Here is a 19,039-nt window from a genome sequence, read left to right as displayed (position 1 = left end):
CTATCGCTTATTTGACAGGCTTTTCTGCCGGAAAGCGGGTGTCGCGTAGGCTGTCTTTGATCTTTTTTAGGTGCGGCAGAAAATCTTCGCCGCGCCTGAGCGTGACACCCGTGGCCAGGGCATCGATCAGCGTCAGTTGAATGACCCGAGACGTCATCGGCATGTAGTGGTCGGTATCTTCAGGGGTGGCGACTTCCAGCGTGGCCGTGCACTCCTGAGCGAGCGGAGAGTGGGGCGCGGTGATGCCCAGCACTACGGCGCCTGCTTCCCTGGCTACCTTGGCAATGTCGACCAGCTCACGGGTACGCCCAGTGTAGGAGATGATCACTACCACATCGCCGGTATGGCAAGCGGCTGCCACCATTCGCTGCATCAGCACGTCGACGTAGGCCATCACCGGCAGGTTGAAGCGGAAAAACTTATGCTGGGCGTCTTGCGCCACGGCGCCGGAGGCACCCAATCCAAAAAAGTGGATCTGTTTTGCTTGCGTCAGGTAATCCACCATCCTTTCGACGGCGGCCATGTCCACTTCCCGCTGCGCTTCGTCTAGCGCCGCAATGGTCGCCCCAAAGATTTTATGGGTGTACTGAGTAGCGGTATCGCCCGGCTCGACGGCACGGGTGACGTAGGGCGTGCCGCCTGCCAAGCTCTGGGCCAGCTTGATTTTGAAATCGGGATAGCCCTTGGCGCCGAAGTTGCGACAGAAGCGGTTGACGGTCGGTTCACTGACGCTCGCCGCTTGAGCAAGGCTGGCGATGCTCAGGCTGGTGGCCGCTGCGGGGTCTACCAGAATGACGTTCGCAACTTTACGCTCTGAGCGATTCAACTCTTCCAAGCGTTCCCGTAAGCGGTCTAGCAGGTCATGCGCCATTAACTGACTCCGTGGCAAGCGTTAGGTGTGAAGAAGGTGTCCAGTCCCTGCACCAGCGATAGAACTCATCGGCAGGCAATGGACGAGCATAGTAATACCCCTGAGCAGCTTCGCAACCAATTGAACGTAAGTAGTCGGCCTGCGCAGCCGTTTCGATACCCTCGGCGACCACGTCGCAGCCCACGGCATGGGCAAGCTGGGTGATGGTGAGAGCCAAATGGCGATCGATGGCGTCCTCCTCCAGGTCCATCACGAAGGCGCGATCGATTTTCAGCGTCGAGAAGGGCAGCGTTTTGACATACGCCAGTGACGAGTGCCCGGTACCAAAATCATCGATGGCCACGGCAATGTTCACTTCTGCCAACTGCGCGAGCTGGATGCGCGCATTGTGCATATCGCTGAGCAGACCCGATTCGGTGACTTCCAGGGCAAAGAACCTTGCCGGGATGCCATGATTGGCCAGTCGCGCCAGCAGGTTCTCGGCAAAGTCCTTACGCGCTAGCTGACGTGCTGCTACGTTCACGGCAATATGGAAATCGTCGTCCAACAGTCCCTTGGCCCGCCAGTCGGCAATATAGCGCATGGCTTCCTCGAGTACCCACTCGCCAATCGAGAGGATATCACCGCTGGCTTCTGCCAGGGGAATGAAGTCGCCAGGGGAGACGTGGCCCAGCTCTGGGTGGTGCCAGCGTAGCAGCGCTTCGGCGCCCACTACGCGCTGAGTTTCGAGTGACAGCTTGGGTTGGAAGGCCAGGGACATTTCCCCTCGCTGTGTGGCGCCGCGAATGGCCTGCTGTAGGTGCAGTCGGTGGCGCTGCTGGTTTTCCAGAGCTTCATTGTAGCTTTGCAGTCGCAGTGTGCCGCTCTGCGGAAGTGCCAGGGCGGCCATGTGCACCAAGCGCTCGATGTCGAAGTGGCCCTGCGACCAACTGATACCAATACGCGCGTTAAGCGGCAGTAGCAGGTCGTCTAGGGACTGGTCGTGTTCGAAGCAGTCGAGCAGCCGTGAAGCGAGCTGACGCAGCTCGCTCAGCTCGGCCGTTGGGGTAATCACCAGCAGCTCGCTGCCGCCCCACAGCCCGAGTGTGCTGCTAACGTCCAACTGGCCGTCGAGCCGGCGGCTAATGTGCACCATGAGCTGGTCGGCAATGCCGTAGCCATGTAAACGCACGACATCATCGAGGTGATCCAGCGCGATAAACAACAACCCCGTGGGACAGCCCTGTTGCGCCGCATCGGCCAAGCGTTGTGTCAAGGCGCGACGGTTGGGTAGCTGGGTGATAGGGTCGGTGCGTGACTGGCGATCCAACTCCTCGGTGCGCTTGGCCACCATCTCCTCCAGCGTCTCGGCCTGCTGGTCGCGAACACGATAGCGGTGCTCCACGCTCAATATGTTGTGAATCCGCTGAAGCACTTCATCGTGTTTGAAGGGTTTGGTCAGAAAGTCCCTTACACCCATGCTCAGCGCGCGATGGCGGGTTTCGTCATCGATTTGTGCGGTCAGCACGATGATCGGCGGCGCATGCTCGGCAAACGTCGCCTGCAGTTGCTCCATCACGCTGTAGCCATCTAAATGAGGCATACGGATATCGAGCAAGATGAGGTCCGGCATCGCTTGCTGACAATGTTGCAGGACTTGGCGAGGGTCGCTCAGACCATGCACGTTATCGAATCCATGATCGTCGAGCAGATCCAGCAGTAGCTCGACGTTGATGCTGTTGTCATCCACTACCAGCAGGTGTTTGTTCATGAACGTCATGGCGCCTTCCTTGGTATGGCGTCTGTAGACACATAGCGGCTCAGTGTCGCCGAGAGCTGATCAATGTCGAGCGGCTTGGTGAGGTAATCGGCAAACCCTGCCGCTAGGCCGTGCGCACGGTCACGCTCCATGGCGTTGGCCGAGAGGGCCACCACTGGAATGTGGCGTAACGAGGTATCTTTTTGAATCGCATCCAGCGCCTGATAGCCGTTCATGCCGGGTAGGTGAATGTCCATCAGCACCAGATCCGGAGGAGATTGACGCATGAGATCAAGCCCTAGCTCGGCGCTGGTGACGGTCTGCAGCCGCACCTGGTCAAAGTCCTCCATGATATCTTCCATCAAGCGCTGGTTGGTGGGGTTGTCTTCGATATAGAGTAGGTGATGACGCTGGCCAGGGGCGGCGCTGGCCAGCGTCATCGGCAAGGGCGTCTCGCTAAGCGCATCGGCCTCGGTGATGGGGAGGGTAAACCAGAACGTCGCGCCTTGGCCGGGTGCACTCGTCACGCCAATTTGGCCCTGCATTCGCTCCACTAACTCTCGGGTGATCGCTAACCCAATACCCGTCCCCTCGATGGTGCCATGCTCGGCATCGAGCCGATTGAAGGGTTCGAAAAGCTCGTGCTGTCGCTCTGGTGCGATGCCATGCCCGGCATCCGTGACGCGAACGCACACGTCGTTGCCCCGTTGATCGACGGCAATCCGTATCGAGCCCTGGGGGCGATTATATTTGATGGCATTGGAGAGTAAGTTGAGCAATACCTGCTTGGTGCGGGTGTAATCCGCGGCGACCCACCAAGGCGCAGGGAGTGGCTCGCGCTGAAGCACTAGCCCTGCTGCCTCAATATTGGCTTCTAACGTGCTGCAGGCATCCTCGATCACGCTCTCTATCGCGATCGGCTCGATGGAGAGCGCCATGTGGCCGGACTCGATTTTAGCCAAATCGAGCACTTCGTTGATCAAGCTAAGCAGGTGCTGCCCACTTTTCTGGATTTGACCTACCTGTCGCTTCTGCTTATCGCTGAGCGGCTCGCGCCGTCCTTTGCCAAGCAGCTGCGCAAAACCAATGATGGCATTGAGCGGCGTACGTAGCTCGTGGCTCATGGACGATAGAAATTCGCTCTTCGCCCTATTGGCCTGTTCGGCTTGGTCCCTCGCCGCCGCGAGGTCCATGGTGGCCTGCTCACGCTCTGCCAACTGTCGATAGAGGTTGATCAGCAGCGCGCAGGTATCGGTAAACGGCTGAAGCCAGTGTAACAACGAATGGCTCAGCGTTTGTTGGCTGTTGGCAATGGCGAACATGCCTATCAATTTATCGCCACTGAAAATCGGCGCGCCCAGGTAATTATCGATACGCGGGTGGCCCGGTGGAAAGCCGCCGCGTTTGGCGTGACGATAAACGTCGTCGGTGATCACCACGTCGCCGTGGGCAAACACACGGCCCAACAGCGAGTTGGGATTGGTCAGCATCATATCCCCACTGCGCAGCTGTTCCATCAAATGGCGCGACTCATCGCTCCAAGAGAGATCGGTAATGGCGTGGATCTTGAGCGTATTGGTCGTGCTCGTTGGCATTACTTCGCCAATCAGCGCGTAATCGCTGTCGGTCAGCTCGCGCAATGCCTCCATGAGAAAGGTCCAGAGCTGCTCGCCGGACATTAGCGCCTGATAATCGGTAATGCCCTGGTGCAGCACTTTCAGCAGGCTCTGCTCTTTATGCATGCGGTGATTGGCGTCGTAAACGTCGCTCAGGTTGGTCAAAATACCAAGGAATTCCACCACGTCGTTCTGCTCATTATGGATGGCGTTGACCGCTAGATGAACGGGAACGAGGTGGCCTTCTTTGTGCAACGCCTCTACTTCGCGACCCCGTCCAATGACATTAGGGTCACTGCCTGCCAAAAAGCGCGCAATGAATTGGTCATGTTCGGCGCGAATCTCGGCCGGGGTCAGCATCGAGACGTTACGACCCAACACCTCGGCTCTGGTATAGCCCAACATGGTGAGTGCAAAAGGGTTGATGCTCAGCACGTTGCCAGCTAGGTCGATTCGCACGATGCCGGTGGCACTCTCGTTGAACAGCGCCTCGTAACGACGCGTGGTTTGCGACAGGGTGTGGCGCATTTGATGCTGGCGCAACAGTTCGTCCACTTGCCCTGCCAGGCTGGCCAGTAGCTGTCTATCCCGCGTCGAGAAAGCGCGTGGCCGATCACTGATCAAACATAGCGTACCCACGGCCAGCGAATCGGAAGGCCTGAGCGGGTGCCCCGCATAGAAGCGGAGATGCGGTTTCCCGGTGACGAGCGGGTTATCGGCAAAGCGCGGATCGCTCTGGGCATCTTCGATGACCAGCGGCGTATCGGCGGCGATGGCGTGGGCACAAAAAGAGACCTCTCGGCAGGTTTCGCAGATGGGTAGCCCCGGGTGAGACTTGAACCACTGGCGCTCTTCGTCGACCAGTGATACGAGTGCCATCGGCACGTCAAACAGGTCCCGGGCAAGCTGTGTCAGACGCTCGAAGGCGTCGTCGGCCGGGGTATCGAGGATGCTCAACGCGCGCAAGGCCGTCAGGCGCTGTGTTTCATTCTCCGGTCGCTTGGCGGCTTGCATGGCGTTTCCTAGACGTGAGGGGGGATTGAAAAAAACGTATTAAATAAATATCGGACATTAATCCCCTAGCTTTAACCAAGACGCAGCAAATGCAGCAGCCAGCGATGATAGGGCGGTCTTAACCAGCCGCTATTGGAGCGCTTGGACTGGTAGAACACGCTACGTTGGTGGCTAAAGCGTTCAAACCCGTGGCGGCCGTGGTAAGCGCCGCTGCCACTCTCGCCAACGCCACCAAAAGGAAGAGTCGGCACGGCGTGGTGAAGGAGGGTCTCATTGAACACCAACGCCCCGGAACACGTTTGATGGCGAAGCGTCTCCTGCAGCGCCTTCTGGTGGGTGAAGGCATATAGCGCCAAGGGGCGAGGGCGTGCATTGATCAGCCGAATGGCATCATCGATATGCTTGACGCTGATCACCGGTAGCGCCCGCCCAAAGATCTCCTCTTGCATGAGCGATAAGCTCTGCTGCGGGTCGATGACCAACGCCGGCGCGTGGGGGCCGTGTTCGAGCACGCGACAGCCGCGCGCTCGGGCATCATCGAGCAGCCGTTCGATTCGTGCGTGGTGGGCGTCGCTGACGTAGCCGGTGGCGTCTTTGGCATCGGGTCGCTGGCGGCGAATGGCTCGTTCCAAGGCGTGGGTTAGAGCGTTCAAGCGGCGGCTCTCAACGATGACGTAATCCGGCGCGATACAGGTTTGTCCTGCGTTGAAACCTTTACCGAAGATAATCGCCTCAGCGGCGCTGTCGAGGTCCGCATCACTGGCCACCAGCGCTGGTGATTTGCCGCCTAGCTCCAACGTGACCGGTGTTAGGTTGGCTGCGGCAGCCGTCGCGACCTGCCTGCCTATCTGGGTCGATCCGGTAAACACCAGATGGTCGAACGCCAGCGCGCTGAACGTCTTGGCGACGTCGGCCCCACCCTCGATCACGCAGAACTCCTCTTGCGTGAAGTGTTGGGGAATCAGCTTGGCGAGCAGTGCGCTGGTGTGGCGCGCGTGCTCGCTGGGTTTGAGCATCACCGTGTTGCCAGCCGCTAGCGCATCGATGGCGGGCATCATGCTAAGGCTCCAAGGATAGTTCCAGGGAGACATCACCCCCACGACGCCCAGCGGCTGAGGAGCGACTCGGGCGCGCGCTGGCCAGAGCCGCAGCGGAACGCGTGCGCGACGAGGGCGCATCCAGTGCCACAGGTGGCGGCGCGCATAGCGAGCGGCATGAAGGACGGGAAGAATTTCAGCGAGATGGATTTCAATCTCGCTGCGCTGGCCGAAATCGAGCTGGATGGCTCGCACGATGTCGTGCTGATGGCGTTTCGTCATGCGGGCGAGGCGCGCCAAGCGCTCGCGCCGCACGGCCAGCGTGGGAAAAGGCGCCGGGCCTGCCGCCTCACGCTGCGCCTGTAACGTATCCGTTAAGTCGCGATTCATGGCCTCTCCTTAGGGGTATACCGACTGCCGACGATACGCAGGGCCGAGCGACCTTGAAACGCTGTCTGAGCAGGATCGACAATTGTTTACAAACTAGGCGTTCACACGCGTCAGCGGCCGGAGTGGTACAGTAAGGCATACGCCATCTGTGCCAATGTGCCAGGGAGATGTTATGCCTTCTCGTCCGCTCTCCTACTCCATTCTACCTGCCATCGAGGCCGTTGCGGCAAGCCAGTGGGATGCGCTCGTGCGTGACGAACAGCCTTTTTTACGTCACGGGTTTTTACACGCGCTGGAGGCTAGCGGCTCCGTCAGCACGGCCACCGGTTGGGAGCCTTGTCATCTGTGTGTCTGGCAGGGCGAGGCGCTGGTGGGTGCGCTGCCAATGTACCGTAAGTACCACTCCTATGGGGAGTACGTGTTCGACTGGGGGTGGGCCGACGCGCTGGAGCGCGCCGGCGGCGATTATTACCCTAAGGCGCTGAGTGCGATACCTTTCACGCCAGTGCCAGGCCCACGTACCTTGATCGCGCCAGACGCCGATGCCGACGCCGTTCGAGCCCAGTTGGCGATAGGCTGGCGGGAACAGTGTGACGCCCTGGCGCTGTCGAGTTGGCACCTGCTGTTTGCCGAAGAGCCGGAAGTCGAGGCGTGGCAGCGCCAGTGCCCTGATCTGATCGCTCGGGAAGGCGTACAGTTTCAGTGGCGAGATCGTGGTTTCGGTGATTTCGAGGGCTTTCTCGCCAGCCTCACTTCCAAGCGGCGGAAAATGATCAAGCGTGAGCGGCGTTTAGTGGCCGACCAGGGCATTACCCTGCACCGTTTGGAAGGCGGGGAGATCCGCGATGTCGACATGGCGCATTTTTACCGCTGCTACACCATTACTTACCACGAACGCGGACGCCCGCCCTACCTCAATCACGCCTTCTTCGAACGTTTGCGTCACGTGATGCCCGAATCGCTGATGCTGGTGCAGGCGCGGCTAGCGGGGCGTCCCGTCGCCGCAGCGCTCTATTTCCAGGGAGGCAAGACGCTCTACGGTCGCTACTGGGGGAGTGAGGTCGTCGCCGACTGTCTGCATTTCGAAGCGTGCTACTACCAAGGCATCGACGCGTGCTTGGCCAAGGGCATGACGCTATTCGATCCCGGCACCCAGGGCGAACACAAGCTCGTGCGGGGGTTTGCTCCCCTGCGGGTTCGTTCGCTGCACTATTTGGCCCACCCGGGGTTGGCCGCTGGCGTGGCGCAGTTTTGTCAGCAAGAGGGTGTCCATATCATGGCCTATCGCCGCGCCGCCGAAGATGCTTTACCGTTCAAGTAACGCCTACCGCGTCGCGGCTCGCTGGACTCTGCCCTTAATGGCATAATGCGCGCCGTTTCCGCTTTCACGAAGGATGTCTGGGATGCACAAATGGCTCGTGGGCCTGCTACTGACCGTGTTGGGATTGCTACAGTACCAACTTTGGCTGGGCAACGGCGGCTGGCAAGATCTGCAGCAGGTGGAGCAGCGGGTGGCCCTGCAGGAGGCGGCCAATGATCCCCTGCGTGAACGCAACGCACGGCTGGCGGCGGAAGTCACCGATTTGAAAACCGGGTTGGATGCCATCGAGGAACGCGCCCGCAGCGACATGGGCATGGTGCGCACCGACGAGCAGTTCTTCTGGGTGCCGGGCGTGGCCATCGAAAACGAGTTGGTCGGCATTCATGCCGGGCTAGTCGCTCAGCCCGGTGTCATTCCAGCCGACGGTGAGAGCGAGTGATGCAGACCTCGCCGCTTTGGCTCGTTGTGCCTGCGGCCGGGCAGGGGAAACGAATGGGCGCCGACAAGCCCAAACAGTACCTTCCCCTGGAAGGCCAACCCATCTTGGCGCACACCCTTGCACGTCTGCATGATGCCTTCCCCCAGGCGCATTTAGTGCTTTGCCTGGACTCAGAGGATCACTGGTTTCGGCCAGACTGGGTACCGTTCAGTCACTGGCAGCAGGTGCCCGGCGGTATAGAACGGATGGATAGCGTGATGAACGCACTGGAGGCCATCGCGGCCAACGACAGCGACTTGGTCATGGTGCACGACGTCGCGCGACCTTGTATCACCCGCGCCGATCTGCACGCCTTGTATCGGGCGGCCCAGTCTCATCCCAGTGGTGCCCTGCTGGCCATGCCGGTAGCAGATACCATGAAGCGCGATCAGGGGGACCAACTAAGCCACGCCACCGAACCCCGTGATGGCCTGTGGCACGCGCTGACGCCGCAAGGGTTTCGCTATGCGCTGCTGCGGCGCGCGCTGACCAAGGCCCAGCAGCAGGGCACCGTGGTCACGGATGAAGCCTCGGCCGTCGAGGCGTTGGGGGAAGCTCCCCAGCTCGTTAGTGGGCGGCGCGATAATATGAAAGTCACCCACCCTGACGATTTAGCGTTGGCAACGGCCATCATGGCAGCCCAGCGCAGCCCAAGTAACAGGAGTTTCTAATGCGAATTGGCCACGGCTTCGATGTACACCGCTTTGGGCCGGGTGATCATTTGATGATCGGTGGCGTCAAGCTGCCGTTCGAACAGGGCTTCGTTGCCCACTCCGATGGCGATGTGCTGCTCCACGCCATCAGCGATGCGCTGCTCGGCGCCTGTGCGCTGGGCGATATTGGCCGCCACTTTCCCGATACCGACCCGGCATGGAAAGGCGCGGACAGTCGCGGCTTACTTCGTCATGTGGTCGCGCTGGTGAGGGACGAAGGGTTCGACGTCGTGAACCTGGACGCTACCATCATGGCGCAAGCGCCCAAAATGGCGCCGCACATCGAGGCCATGCGTGCCGCGATTGCCGAGGAAATAGGCGTGACGCTGGGGCAGGTCAACGTTAAAGCCACCACCACCGAACGTCTTGGCTTTACCGGGCGGGGGGAAGGGATCGCCGCCGAAGCGGTGGTGCTGCTGGCCGCGCAAGAGGCATCGAATGCTTGATCTCCCCGCCTGGCAGCGCAGCTTGACGCCGACATTCGGCGTGCCTGCGCCCGGCCAGTATCGCGCTCGGCCGGAAGACTTCATCGTCGATGAACAGCTCGACTTTACCCCGGAGGCTCACGGCGAGCATCTGTGGCTACGCCTTGAAAAGCGTAACCAAACCACGTTAGATGTGGTGAAACTGCTCAGCCGTTTGTGCGGTGTCACCCCGCGCGATATCGGCTACTCCGGTATGAAGGATCGCGTGGCCGTTGCGCGCCAGTGGCTGAGCGTTCATCTGCCCGGTCGCGAAGCGCCTGAGGACTTAACTGCCACGCTTGGCGCTGCGGGCGTCACGGTGCTGGCCATGGCGCGTCATCCGCGAAAGCTAAAGCGGGGCGTGCACCGCACGAATCATTTTACGCTGCGCCTAAGTGGCGACGCGGTTCGCCCAAACGATTTATTGCCACGTTGGGAAGCGCTCTGCGCCCAAGGTGTCCCCAACTACTTTGGCCACCAGCGGTTTGGCGCTGGAGCGCGCAATCTGCAGCGCGCCGCCGCCGTACTGGCCAAAGGTTGGCGCAAACGCGATGATCGCCAGGGGATGATGCTCTCGACCGCGCGCAGCTTTCTGTTCAACGAGCTGCTCAGTGCCCGACTGGCAGACGGTAACTGGTGCCAGCCCGTCGCGGGCGATACCTTGATGCTTGATGGCACGCAAAGCGTGTTTTCCATCGATGACGTCGAGGAGAGCCTGGTGGCACGCGCCGCCGCGCTGGATGTTCATCCCACGGGCGTTTTGTGGGGTGTGGGCGGCGGGGCGCACGGTGATGCGGGCCGTTACGAAGCGCAACTGGCGGCACGCCATCCTGCGTTGTGCGCCGGCCTCGAGCAGAGCGGCGTCAAGCGTGGACAGCGTGCGCTGCGTGCCCGGTTGATCGCGCCTCAGGCCAACTTCGAACAAGAGTCCGTGCTACTCTCGTTCGCGCTGCCCCGAGGCAGTTTCGCGACGGCGGTGATTGGCGAATTGATTCATCATCCCGACACGGCATGACGCCGAAGTAAGAAGGAGGTTCTGATGCGGCGACTGCTGCTTTCCAACGATGACGGCGTCCATGCTCCTGGCTTACGTGCGCTCTACGAGGCGCTTTTGCCCCATGCCCATGTGCGTGTGGTCGCCCCGGATCGCGACCGTAGCGGCGCAAGTAACTCGCTCACGCTGTCGCGTCCGCTGTCGCTCACCGCGCTAGAGAATGGTTTTTACAGTGTCGATGGCACGCCCGCGGACTGCGTTTATCTGGGCGTCAACGGCGTATGGGACGAGCGTCCGGACCTGGTCATTTCGGGTATCAATCATGGCAGTAACCTGGGGGACGACGTGCTTTACTCGGGCACAGTGGCCGCCGCGATGGAGGGACGCAATCTCGGCATGACGGCCATCGCCATGTCGCTATGCGGCACCCAGCACTTTGCCACGGCAGCCAAGTTTGCTGCCAGCTTGATCGGCGCGGCCGACCAGCTCTCGCTGCCGCCGCGCACGCTGCTGAACGTGAACGTGCCAGACGTTCCCTGGGAAGCGATCAAGGGCGTCAAGGTCACGCGTCTCGGCTATCGCGGTCCCGCAGAAAAACCGGTGCCCGTCAAAGACCCCCGAGGGCGTACGCGCTACTGGATCGCGCCTGTGGCGGCGAATGCGGATGACGGAGAGGATACTGACTTTGCCGCCGTCGATGCAGGCTATGTGTCGATCACGCCGCTGCAAACCGATTTAACGCGCCACCCGGCGCGTCGTGATGTGCAGGATTGGTTGGATGCCTTTGCCTGATCTATCCCCTAGGGAGCTGCGCGGGCGGGGCATGACCTCTCAGCGCACTCGAGATCGTATGATCGAGCGCCTGGTCCAGCAAGGCGTGAGCGACCCGCGCGTACTGGACGTCATGGCCAGCGAGCCTCGCCATCTGTTCGTCGACGAAGCGCTGGCCCATCGCGCTTATGAAGACACCGCACTGCCCATTGGCTTCGGCCAAACGCTGTCGCAGCCGCTAACGGTGGCGCGCATGACGGAGTTAGTGCTGCGCGCATCGCCCCGGTGCGTGCTAGAAGTGGGCACTGGCTCAGGCTATCAAACACTGATTCTATCGCGGCTGGTAGAAACGCTTTACTCCGTGGAGCGAATCTATACCCTGCACGAGCGTGCCGCCGAACGTCTTTGGCGGCTGCAAGCACCGGCCACGCTGGCCGTCGCCGATGGCGGTGAGGGGTGGCCGGAAGCAGCCCCTTTCGACGTCATCCTGCTCACCGCTTGTGCGCAAACGCTGCCTGAGGCGCTGCTGGAACAGCTCCGCCCCGATGGCGTGATGATCGCGCCGCTGGAAGAGCCAGACGGCAGCCAGTGGCTGACCCAAATCAAGCGGATTGGCTCCGCCTTCGAAAAGCGCCGCTTAGAACCCGTGCGTTTCGTACCTTTATTGCAAGGAGTGGTGGATTGAAGCGTCGACCCCTAGGACTGTTTTTGCGAGGCGCTGGGATGGGCGCGGCCGATGCCGTTCCCGGCGTCTCGGGAGGCACGATTGCCTTTATTACCGGTATTTACGAAGAACTCATCGATACCATCAAGCAGTTTGGCCCCAGCGCCCTTGGCGCATGGCGCCGCGGCGGCTGGAAAGGACTGTCGCAGCATTTGAACGTGGCCTTTTTGCTGCCGCTGCTGCTGGGTGTGGCGGTCAGCTTGTTCAGCGTTGCCCACTTGGCGCTGTGGCTGATGGAGGCCTATCCGCTACTGTTGGAAGGCTTCTTTTTTGGGCTGGTCGCGGCGTCGGCCTTGGTGGTCGGTCAAGCCGGTGATCGATGGAAAATTTGGTACTTGCTGCCGCTGCTCATCGGCTTGATGCTCGCCGAATGGTTGCCGAGCCTAATGCCGCTGGTACTCATGGTGGGTAACGAGTCGCTGGTCGTCATCCTGGCGGGTGCCATTGCGATCAGTGCCATGTTGCTGCCCGGCGTATCGGGCAGCTTTTTACTGCTGACGATGGGGCTCTACGGCACCATCATGGGGGCTATTCGCAGCTTCGACATCGGTATTATCATACTGTTTGGAATGGGCTGTGTGGTGGGGCTGGCACTCTCGTCGCGCCTGCTATCGTGGCTGCTACGGCGCTACCATGGCGCGACGTTGCAGCTGCTGTTGGGCTTCATTATCGGCTCGCTACCGGTTCTCTGGCCCTGGCGTGAACTGTTACGCTACCAGCTAGGCCCCGATGGGCAGATGATCCCGCTGGCTTACCGCTATTTGTTACCCAGCGATTACGCCGTGCTGACAGGGGCGTCGGCACAGGTAACTGGCGTGATAACGTTGATGGTCGTCGGTGCGCTACTCGTCGTAGCGCTCAACCGTCGTGCGGCCACTCATGCCCAGCATCACTCGACAGATAATCGTTCCATTGATCGTTAGCACGGCGTTGAACAGGAGTAGGGTTTCCATGCGTAAGGTTTTTATGATGACGGTGCTTGCACTGGCGGTGAGTGGCTGTGCCAGTCAGCAGTCCAACACCCCCCAGGTGCGCGATTTGAGCGACGCACGCCGTGCGGTGGAAAACTCACCACAGTACACCGTCAAAGCAGGCGATACGCTCTATGGCATCGCGTGGCAGCACAATCTGGACTATCGCCAGCTCGCCGCCATCAACAATATCGATGCGCCTTACCAAATTTATCCTGGTCAAACCATCGCTTTGCGTGAAGGCGCGGGAGGTATGTCGACTTCGTCTGGCGGCAACGCGTCACCCGCTTCGACCAGCGGTGCCGTTGCTACGGGGCTGCAACCACAAGCCACTGCCGTGGCGAGCAATGACCAGGAACTCGACTGGCTGCTGCCGGACGAGAGTGCCATCGAGCGCAACCAGCGGCTGACGGCAGAGCGTGCGGAGCGCACGGCGGTCGAGGCGTCTCAACAGGTCGCTGCCGCTACCGAGTCGTCTGAGGTGGCTGCTCCTCAGCAGCCAAGCACTCAACCCGAGCAGGAGCCCGAGCCCGAGCGGGCACCCGCGCCGGAACCTGAGCCGACACCCGCCGCCGCACCAGAGCCTGCCGCTGAGCCGACTCAAGCTGCCCGCACCGATCGTTCGTCACGGACCTTTACGCCTGCCGAAAACATCGACTGGCGCTGGCCCACCGACGGCCAAGTGACCGGCGAGTTCGGGCAAGGCGGCAGCATCACCGCTGGGATTGATATCGCCGGACAAAAGGGGCAACCTGTCCGTGCTGCAGGTCCTGGTATCGTGGTCTACGCCGGTAGCGGCGTACGCGGTTACGGTAACCTAATACTACTGAAACACAACGATCAGTTTCTCAGTGCTTACGCACACAATGATAGTTTGAGCGTAAAAGAGAATGATGTCGTCGAGGCTGGTGAAGTCATCGCCACGATGGGCGATAGCGATGCAGATGCCGTCAAACTGCATTTTGAGGTGCGCCGCGATGGTCAGCCGCAAAATCCGTTGGACTATCTGCCCTCTCGCTAGTCATCCCTTGGCGGGTGTAAGGTAGACCTGCCAAGACTACCCGAACAGCTGATTCAGGGCGTCATATAACAATAAGGTGCACGCGCACAGGAAGTGCGACCACCCTTACTTTTCTACATGGCGGATAGGCGAAACCACGGGGGTATGACCATGAGTATGCTGGAGAAGGACCTACAGGAGATTGACCTGGATGAAGTTGAAGAGGCGTTGGATGACGCCGATGACGACGCCACAGCCGAAGAGGATGCGTTCGAAAAAGCGCTGGGCCGTGAAGATCGTCAATCGACTCAAAGCTTGGACGCGACACAGATCTACCTCAATGAGATTGGCTTTTCTCCGCTACTGACGCCGGAAGAAGAAGTGTATTACGGACGCTTGGCGCGTAAAGGCGATGCCCTGGGACGTTCGAGGATGATCGAGTCGAACTTGCGCTTGGTGGTTAAAATTGCCAGACGTTACTTGAACCGGGGGTTGACGCTGCTCGATCTGATCGAAGAAGGCAACCTTGGTCTGATCCGTGCGGTAGAGAAGTTCGACCCCGAGCGGGGTTTTCGCTTCTCGACGTACGCCACATGGTGGATTCGCCAGACCATCGAGCGTGCGTTGATGAATCAGACGCGCACCATTCGTCTGCCTATCCATGTGGTTAAAGAGCTGAATATTTATCTGCGCGCTGCTCGTGAACTGACCCAAAAGCTGGACCACGAAGCCACCGCCGAAGAGATTGCCGAACATCTCGACAAGCCGGTCGAGACGGTCAAGAAAATGCTCGGGCTGAACGAAAGAGTATCATCGGTGGATTATCCCATGGGAGGCGAAAGCGACAAGCCGCTGATCGATACGCTCACCGATGATGAAGTACTCGGCCCGGAAGCCTGCTTAGTGGACGGCGACGTGCGTGAGCACGTAGACCACTGGCTGGATGAACTGAGCGAGAAGCAGCGAGAAGTCGTGGTACGTCGCTTTGGTCTACGCGGCCACGAGGCGGCAACGCTAGAAGAAGTGGGTGCCGAAATTGGTCTCACCCGTGAGCGGGTGCGTCAAATCCAGGTAGAAGCGCTAAAGAAGCTGCGCCGCTCGCTGGAAAAACAGGGCCTCTCTCTCGACGCGATTTTCGAGAGCTAGGCGATCGTTGTGAGTCGCGTCAGCCGTTCTGGCCGCAGCACCGATAGCGCACCGAGTGACCCACTCGGTGCGCTGTTTTTGGGCGAAAGGTTTTCCACCGCTGCCGGGCGGGACGCTTGATCGTGTCAGCATTGTCCATCCGCCAGCGGCACTACCTGCCCATGCAGGAGTGAATGAGAGGGTGAACGAGATAGTGAATGAAATGGTAGATGAAAGAGCGAGAATGCCATGCGCCCGCTAGTGGCCCATATTGATTTGGACGCCCTGCGTCACAACTATCAACTGGCGTGTCGCTGCGCCCCGCAAAGCCGCTCGGTAGCGGTGATCAAAGCCGACGCCTATGGGCATGGAGCACTGGCCTGCGCCCGTGCGCTGGAAGCCGACGTCCCGGCCTTTGCCGTGGCGTGCATCGAAGAAGCGTTGAGCCTGCGTGAAGGCGGTATCCAAGCCCCCATTGTCCTGCTCGAGGGTATCTTCGACGCCGACGAGCTGGTCCTGGTAGATGAACACCGTCTGTGGATCAGCGTTCATAGCGCCTGGCAGGTAGAGGCGCTGCTGTCTTATTCGCCCCGGCAGCCGATTCCTGTTTGGCTGAAGGTGGATTCCGGCATGCACCGGCTGGGGTTCTCGCCCGAGCAAGCGGCCAGCGTGTGGCAGCGGCTGGTCGACACACCCCAGGTAACGGCGCTGCATCTGATGAGCCACTTTGCCAGTGCCGATGCCCAAGACCCTAGCGTCTTCAACCAGCAGATGCGCGTGCTGCAAGGGCTAGCGGATGAACTGAAGGCACCGCTGTGTTTGGCCAACTCTCCGGCGACGCTGGCCTGGCCAGTCGCTCACGGTGATTGGAATCGCCCTGGGGTGATGCTCTATGGCAGCGACCCGCTGGAAGTGGCCAACGACGTCACCCGCCAGCTACGCCCGGTCATGTCGTTACGCTCGGAAATCATCGCGCTGCGCGAACTCGATACCGGCGAGCAGGTTGGCTACGGCGGGCGCTGGAAGGCCCCGCGTCCCTCCAAGATTGCCGTGGTGGCGGCAGGGTATGGCGATGGCTATGATCGCCACGCGGTCGACGGCACGCCGGTGCTAGTCAATGGCCAGCGCTGCCCGATTGCTGGAAAGGTGTCGATGGACATGCTGACGGTGGACGTGACCGATGTACCCGAAGCGGCCATTGGCAGTGAAGTGGTGCTATGGGGAGCAGCCAGCAATGGCGCCGTACTGCCGGTGGATGAGGTGGCCCGCTATTGCGCTACCATCAGCTATACACTGCTCACCGGGGTGCTGCCTAGAGTTCCTCGGCGTTATCATGGGGCTAACGTTTGAACGGTTATCGGTATGTCTAACGCGTCTAATCCGCGCTCCTTTGCGCACCCTCGTTACTGGCCAACATGGCTGGCGATTGGCCTAATGTACGTGGCCGCGTGGCTTCCTTGGCGCGTGAAGCTCTGGGTGGGGAAAGCGATTGGCCTGCTGGCGTGGCGCTTCGTGAAGCGTCGTCGGCACATCACCGCCACGAACATCGCGCTCTGCTTTCCAGAAAAAAGCGCCGACGAGCAGCGCCAACTGGTCAAAGAGACCTTCATTGCCAACGGGATCGGTTTGGTCGAAACCGCAACTGGCTGGTGTCGTGATGCCGAAGGGCTGCGTCATCGAGTGGCCTATCACGGCCAAGAGCACCTTGCACGCGCTAAAGCCCAGGGCAAAGGCGTGCTGGTGGTGGGTATCCACTTTTCGACGCTGGACTTAGGCGGGGCGTTACACTCGCTGTTCTTCCCGGCGGATGTGGTTTACCGCCCCCATAACAACCCGCTCTTCGAGCGATTCATGACCCGAGCACGTTCACGCATCTTTGGCCAAGCCATCGATCGCCATGACCTGCGCGGCGTGGTGCGCCGCATCAAAGCGGGGCACATCGTGTGGTACTCACCGGATCAGGATTTCGGCCGCGATGTCAGCGTCTTTGCGCCGCTGTTTGGTCAGCCGGCGGCGACCATCCGTCTCACCTCGAAAATCGCCCGCATGACGGGCGCCCCCGTCGTTCCGCTGATGTTCCACCGCAACCCGGATAATCGCACCTACACCATCGAGTGTTTGCCGGCGTTCGAGGATTTCCCTAGTGGGGATGAAATGGCCGATGCCTCGCGGGTGAATGTCTTCATCGAGCGGGCAATACGCAAACATCCCGAGCAGTATCTATGGCTGCATCGGCGGTTCAAGACTCGCCCAGAGGGCGAGGAGAGTGTTTACTAGCCATCGCAGCCCAGTCAAGGTAAGAAAAAAGCTGCCCGCGGGCAGCTTTTCATTGGTATCGATGCGGTCTTACAGCCATGTGTTAGTCGAGGTTGCGGGAGTAGAAAATTTCCAGCATCTCTTTGCGCAGACGGCTTTCGATGTCTCGTGCTTCTTCGAAGGTGATGTCGCGACGTGAGGTGCCGAACAGGTAGTTATCCAGTTCGAAATCCTTGAGCAGCATCTTGGTGTGGAACATGTTTTCTTGATACACATTCACGTCGATCATCTGGTAGGCCTGCTTGGTATCTTCTGCCAAGTAGTCCTGAATGGACGTGATGTCGTGATCAATGAATAGTTTCTTGCCATCCACGTCCCGGGTAAAACCACGTACGCGGTAATCCATGGTCACGATGTCGGAGTCGAAGCTGTGGATCAGGTAGTTCAGCGCTTTCAGCGGGCTGATATGACCACAGGTCGAGACATCGATATCCAAACGGAAGGTACTAATGCCGTTGTCCGGGTGCGATTCTGGGTAGCTGTGCACCGTCACGTGGCTCTTGTCCAGGTGCGCGACCACGGTTTCCGGTAGCGGGCCCGGCCCCGGCTCGGTTTGACCCGGCGTGGGTTCATCCAGCTCGTGCTCGGCGATCAGGATGGTGACGCTCGCCCCGTGGGGTTCGTAATCCTGGCGTGAAATATTCAGCACGTGGGCGCCGATGATATTGGTCACGTCCTTGAGAATCTGCGTCAAACGTTCGGCGTTGTAGAGCTCATCGATATAGTCGATGTAAGCCGCACGCTGCTCTTCGGTCTTGGCGTAACAGATGTCGTAAATATTGAAGCTCAACGAGCTGGTCAGGTTGTTGAACCCGTGGAGTCGGAGATTATCTGACACGTCCGAACCTCCCTATGGCAGATGAAGACACCCCGACGATCCAGCGCCGGAACCGATAAACACTTGTTACCGTGCTGACGCAGCCGCGACGTCCGACGCGGCCCCGCACTACGCAGTAGGGGGAGAAACAAGCGGGCGTATTATGCCCGCCCGTGGCGTGGGTTGCATCCGGCCAGGCGATTTTTTTTGACGCAGAGCGACCGTCTCGCGGCGCAGGGCTCAAGCTTCGATAATCTCGAAGGAGTGAGTAATCTCGACGCCGCCGTTGACGAGCATAATCGAGGCGCTGCAATACTTCTCCGCGGACAGCTCTACCGCCCGTTGTACCTGCTTTTCTTTCAGGCTGCGGCCTGTAACGACAAAGTGGACGTGAATCTTGGTAAACACAGAGGGCACTTCTTCGGCACGCTCGGCGTCGAGCTCCGCCACGCAGTCGGTGACATCGGCGCGGGCCTTATCGAGAATGTTCAAGATATCGAAAGCGGTGCAGCTTCCCATGCCCATCAGCAGCATTTCCATCGGCCGCGGGCCGGTATTGCGGCCACCGTGATCGGGCGGACCATCGATCACTACGCTGTGCCCGCTACCCGACTCTGCGACGAACTGACGACCATCGGTCCATTTTACCCGTGCTTTCACGTTGCTCTCCTCATCTTGG

The 19,039-nt window shown here is 60.1% G+C and carries 18 protein-coding genes; 12 read left to right on the top strand and 6 right to left on the bottom strand.

The genetic code is table 11. The features are described 5' to 3' along the window. Positions 1 to 7 precede the first annotated feature (7 nt). From FRH_RS01620 to FRH_RS01605, 4 genes are all read right to left on the bottom strand, one after another. Positions 8 to 871 (bottom strand): MurR/RpiR family transcriptional regulator, encoded by an 864-nt coding sequence (locus FRH_RS01620; protein ID WP_139526487.1) that lies wholly within the window; start codon positions 869 to 871, stop codon positions 8 to 10. Further along, entirely contained in the window at positions 861 to 2,630 is a 1,770-nt protein-coding gene (locus tag FRH_RS01615; RefSeq protein WP_139526488.1) for an EAL domain-containing protein, read from the bottom strand. Before FRH_RS01615 ends, FRH_RS01620 begins: the two co-directional genes overlap by 11 nt. Beyond that, positions 2,627 to 5,239, bottom strand: coding sequence for an ATP-binding protein (locus FRH_RS01610; protein ID WP_281997643.1), 2,613 nt, complete (start codon positions 5,237 to 5,239; stop codon positions 2,627 to 2,629). Before FRH_RS01610 ends, FRH_RS01615 begins: the two co-directional genes overlap by 4 nt. A 71-nt stretch (positions 5,240 to 5,310) precedes the next feature. Then, positions 5,311 to 6,666, bottom strand: a complete 1,356-nt coding sequence (locus tag FRH_RS01605; RefSeq protein WP_281997642.1) for an aldehyde dehydrogenase family protein — start codon at positions 6,664 to 6,666, stop codon at positions 5,311 to 5,313. Positions 6,667 to 6,838: 172 nt separating this feature from the next. Between FRH_RS01605 and FRH_RS01600 the strand changes: the two genes are divergently transcribed. The 12 genes from FRH_RS01600 to lpxL all read left to right on the top strand — a co-directional run bounded on the left by FRH_RS01600 (position 6,839) and on the right by lpxL (position 17,504). After that, positions 6,839 to 7,987 carry a GNAT family N-acetyltransferase gene (locus FRH_RS01600; protein ID WP_281997641.1) on the top strand — a complete coding sequence of 383 codons (1,149 nt, stop codon included), beginning with the start codon at positions 6,839 to 6,841 and terminating at the stop codon, positions 7,985 to 7,987. An 82-nt stretch (positions 7,988 to 8,069) separates the two neighbouring features. Further along, positions 8,070 to 8,426, top strand: a complete 357-nt coding sequence (gene ftsB, locus FRH_RS01595) for a cell division protein FtsB (protein ID WP_139526492.1) — start codon at positions 8,070 to 8,072, stop codon at positions 8,424 to 8,426. Beyond that, a complete protein-coding gene (gene ispD, locus FRH_RS01590) occupies positions 8,426 to 9,136 on the top strand; it encodes a 2-C-methyl-D-erythritol 4-phosphate cytidylyltransferase (RefSeq protein WP_139526493.1) in 711 nt (236 codons plus the stop codon). The genes ftsB and ispD overlap by 1 nt, the downstream gene beginning before the upstream one ends. Next, entirely contained in the window at positions 9,136 to 9,624 is a 489-nt protein-coding gene (gene ispF / locus FRH_RS01585) for a 2-C-methyl-D-erythritol 2,4-cyclodiphosphate synthase (RefSeq protein WP_139526494.1), read from the top strand. The genes ispD and ispF overlap by 1 nt, the downstream gene beginning before the upstream one ends. After that, on the top strand, positions 9,617 to 10,657 hold the full coding sequence (locus FRH_RS01580; protein ID WP_139526495.1) for a tRNA pseudouridine(13) synthase TruD: 1,041 nt from the start codon (positions 9,617 to 9,619) through the stop codon (positions 10,655 to 10,657). The genes ispF and FRH_RS01580 overlap by 8 nt, the downstream gene beginning before the upstream one ends. Before the next feature lie 24 nt (positions 10,658 to 10,681). After that, positions 10,682 to 11,428, top strand: coding sequence for a 5'/3'-nucleotidase SurE (gene surE, locus FRH_RS01575; RefSeq protein WP_139526496.1), 747 nt, complete (start codon positions 10,682 to 10,684; stop codon positions 11,426 to 11,428). After that, positions 11,415 to 12,092, top strand: a complete 678-nt coding sequence (locus FRH_RS01570) for a protein-L-isoaspartate(D-aspartate) O-methyltransferase (RefSeq protein WP_139526497.1) — start codon at positions 11,415 to 11,417, stop codon at positions 12,090 to 12,092. Before surE ends, FRH_RS01570 begins: the two co-directional genes overlap by 14 nt. Beyond that, a complete protein-coding gene (locus FRH_RS01565) occupies positions 12,089 to 13,054 on the top strand; it encodes a DUF368 domain-containing protein (RefSeq protein ID WP_139526498.1) in 966 nt (321 codons plus the stop codon). The genes FRH_RS01570 and FRH_RS01565 overlap by 4 nt, the downstream gene beginning before the upstream one ends. A 28-nt stretch (positions 13,055 to 13,082) precedes the next feature. Beyond that, on the top strand, positions 13,083 to 14,123 hold the full coding sequence (locus FRH_RS01560) for a peptidoglycan DD-metalloendopeptidase family protein (protein ID WP_139526499.1): 1,041 nt from the start codon (positions 13,083 to 13,085) through the stop codon (positions 14,121 to 14,123). A gap of 150 nt (positions 14,124 to 14,273) precedes the next feature. Next, entirely contained in the window at positions 14,274 to 15,248 is a 975-nt protein-coding gene (rpoS, locus tag FRH_RS01555) for an RNA polymerase sigma factor RpoS (RefSeq protein WP_139526500.1), read from the top strand. A gap of 228 nt (positions 15,249 to 15,476) precedes the next feature. Beyond that, positions 15,477 to 16,577, top strand: coding sequence for an alanine racemase (alr, locus tag FRH_RS01550; RefSeq protein ID WP_281997640.1), 1,101 nt, complete (start codon positions 15,477 to 15,479; stop codon positions 16,575 to 16,577). Positions 16,578 to 16,589: 12 nt separating this feature from the next. After that, the gene (gene lpxL, locus FRH_RS01545) at positions 16,590 to 17,504 is read left to right on the top strand and encodes an LpxL/LpxP family Kdo(2)-lipid IV(A) lauroyl/palmitoleoyl acyltransferase (RefSeq protein WP_219861585.1); all 915 of its coding nucleotides are present in this window, start codon (positions 16,590 to 16,592) and stop codon (positions 17,502 to 17,504) included. An 82-nt stretch (positions 17,505 to 17,586) separates the two neighbouring features. Here the strand turns inward: lpxL and speD are convergent, their stop codons facing one another. Both speD and FRH_RS01535 read right to left on the bottom strand, forming a co-directional pair. Further along, the gene (gene speD / locus FRH_RS01540; RefSeq protein WP_044629679.1) at positions 17,587 to 18,381 is read right to left on the bottom strand and encodes an adenosylmethionine decarboxylase; all 795 of its coding nucleotides are present in this window, start codon (positions 18,379 to 18,381) and stop codon (positions 17,587 to 17,589) included. Positions 18,382 to 18,600: 219 nt separating this feature from the next. Next, on the bottom strand, positions 18,601 to 19,020 hold the full coding sequence (locus FRH_RS01535; RefSeq protein ID WP_281997639.1) for an OsmC family protein: 420 nt from the start codon (positions 19,018 to 19,020) through the stop codon (positions 18,601 to 18,603). Between the last annotated feature and the right edge of the window lie 19 nt (positions 19,021 to 19,039).

It is taken from the genome of Halomonas sp. A020 (genome assembly GCF_027943625.1).
In the GTDB taxonomy this organism is placed as follows: Bacteria; Pseudomonadota; Gammaproteobacteria; order Pseudomonadales; family Halomonadaceae; genus Vreelandella; species Vreelandella piezotolerans.
The sequence above is the reverse complement of the archived record's forward strand: the minus strand, read 5'-3'. Positions and strand labels throughout refer to the sequence as shown.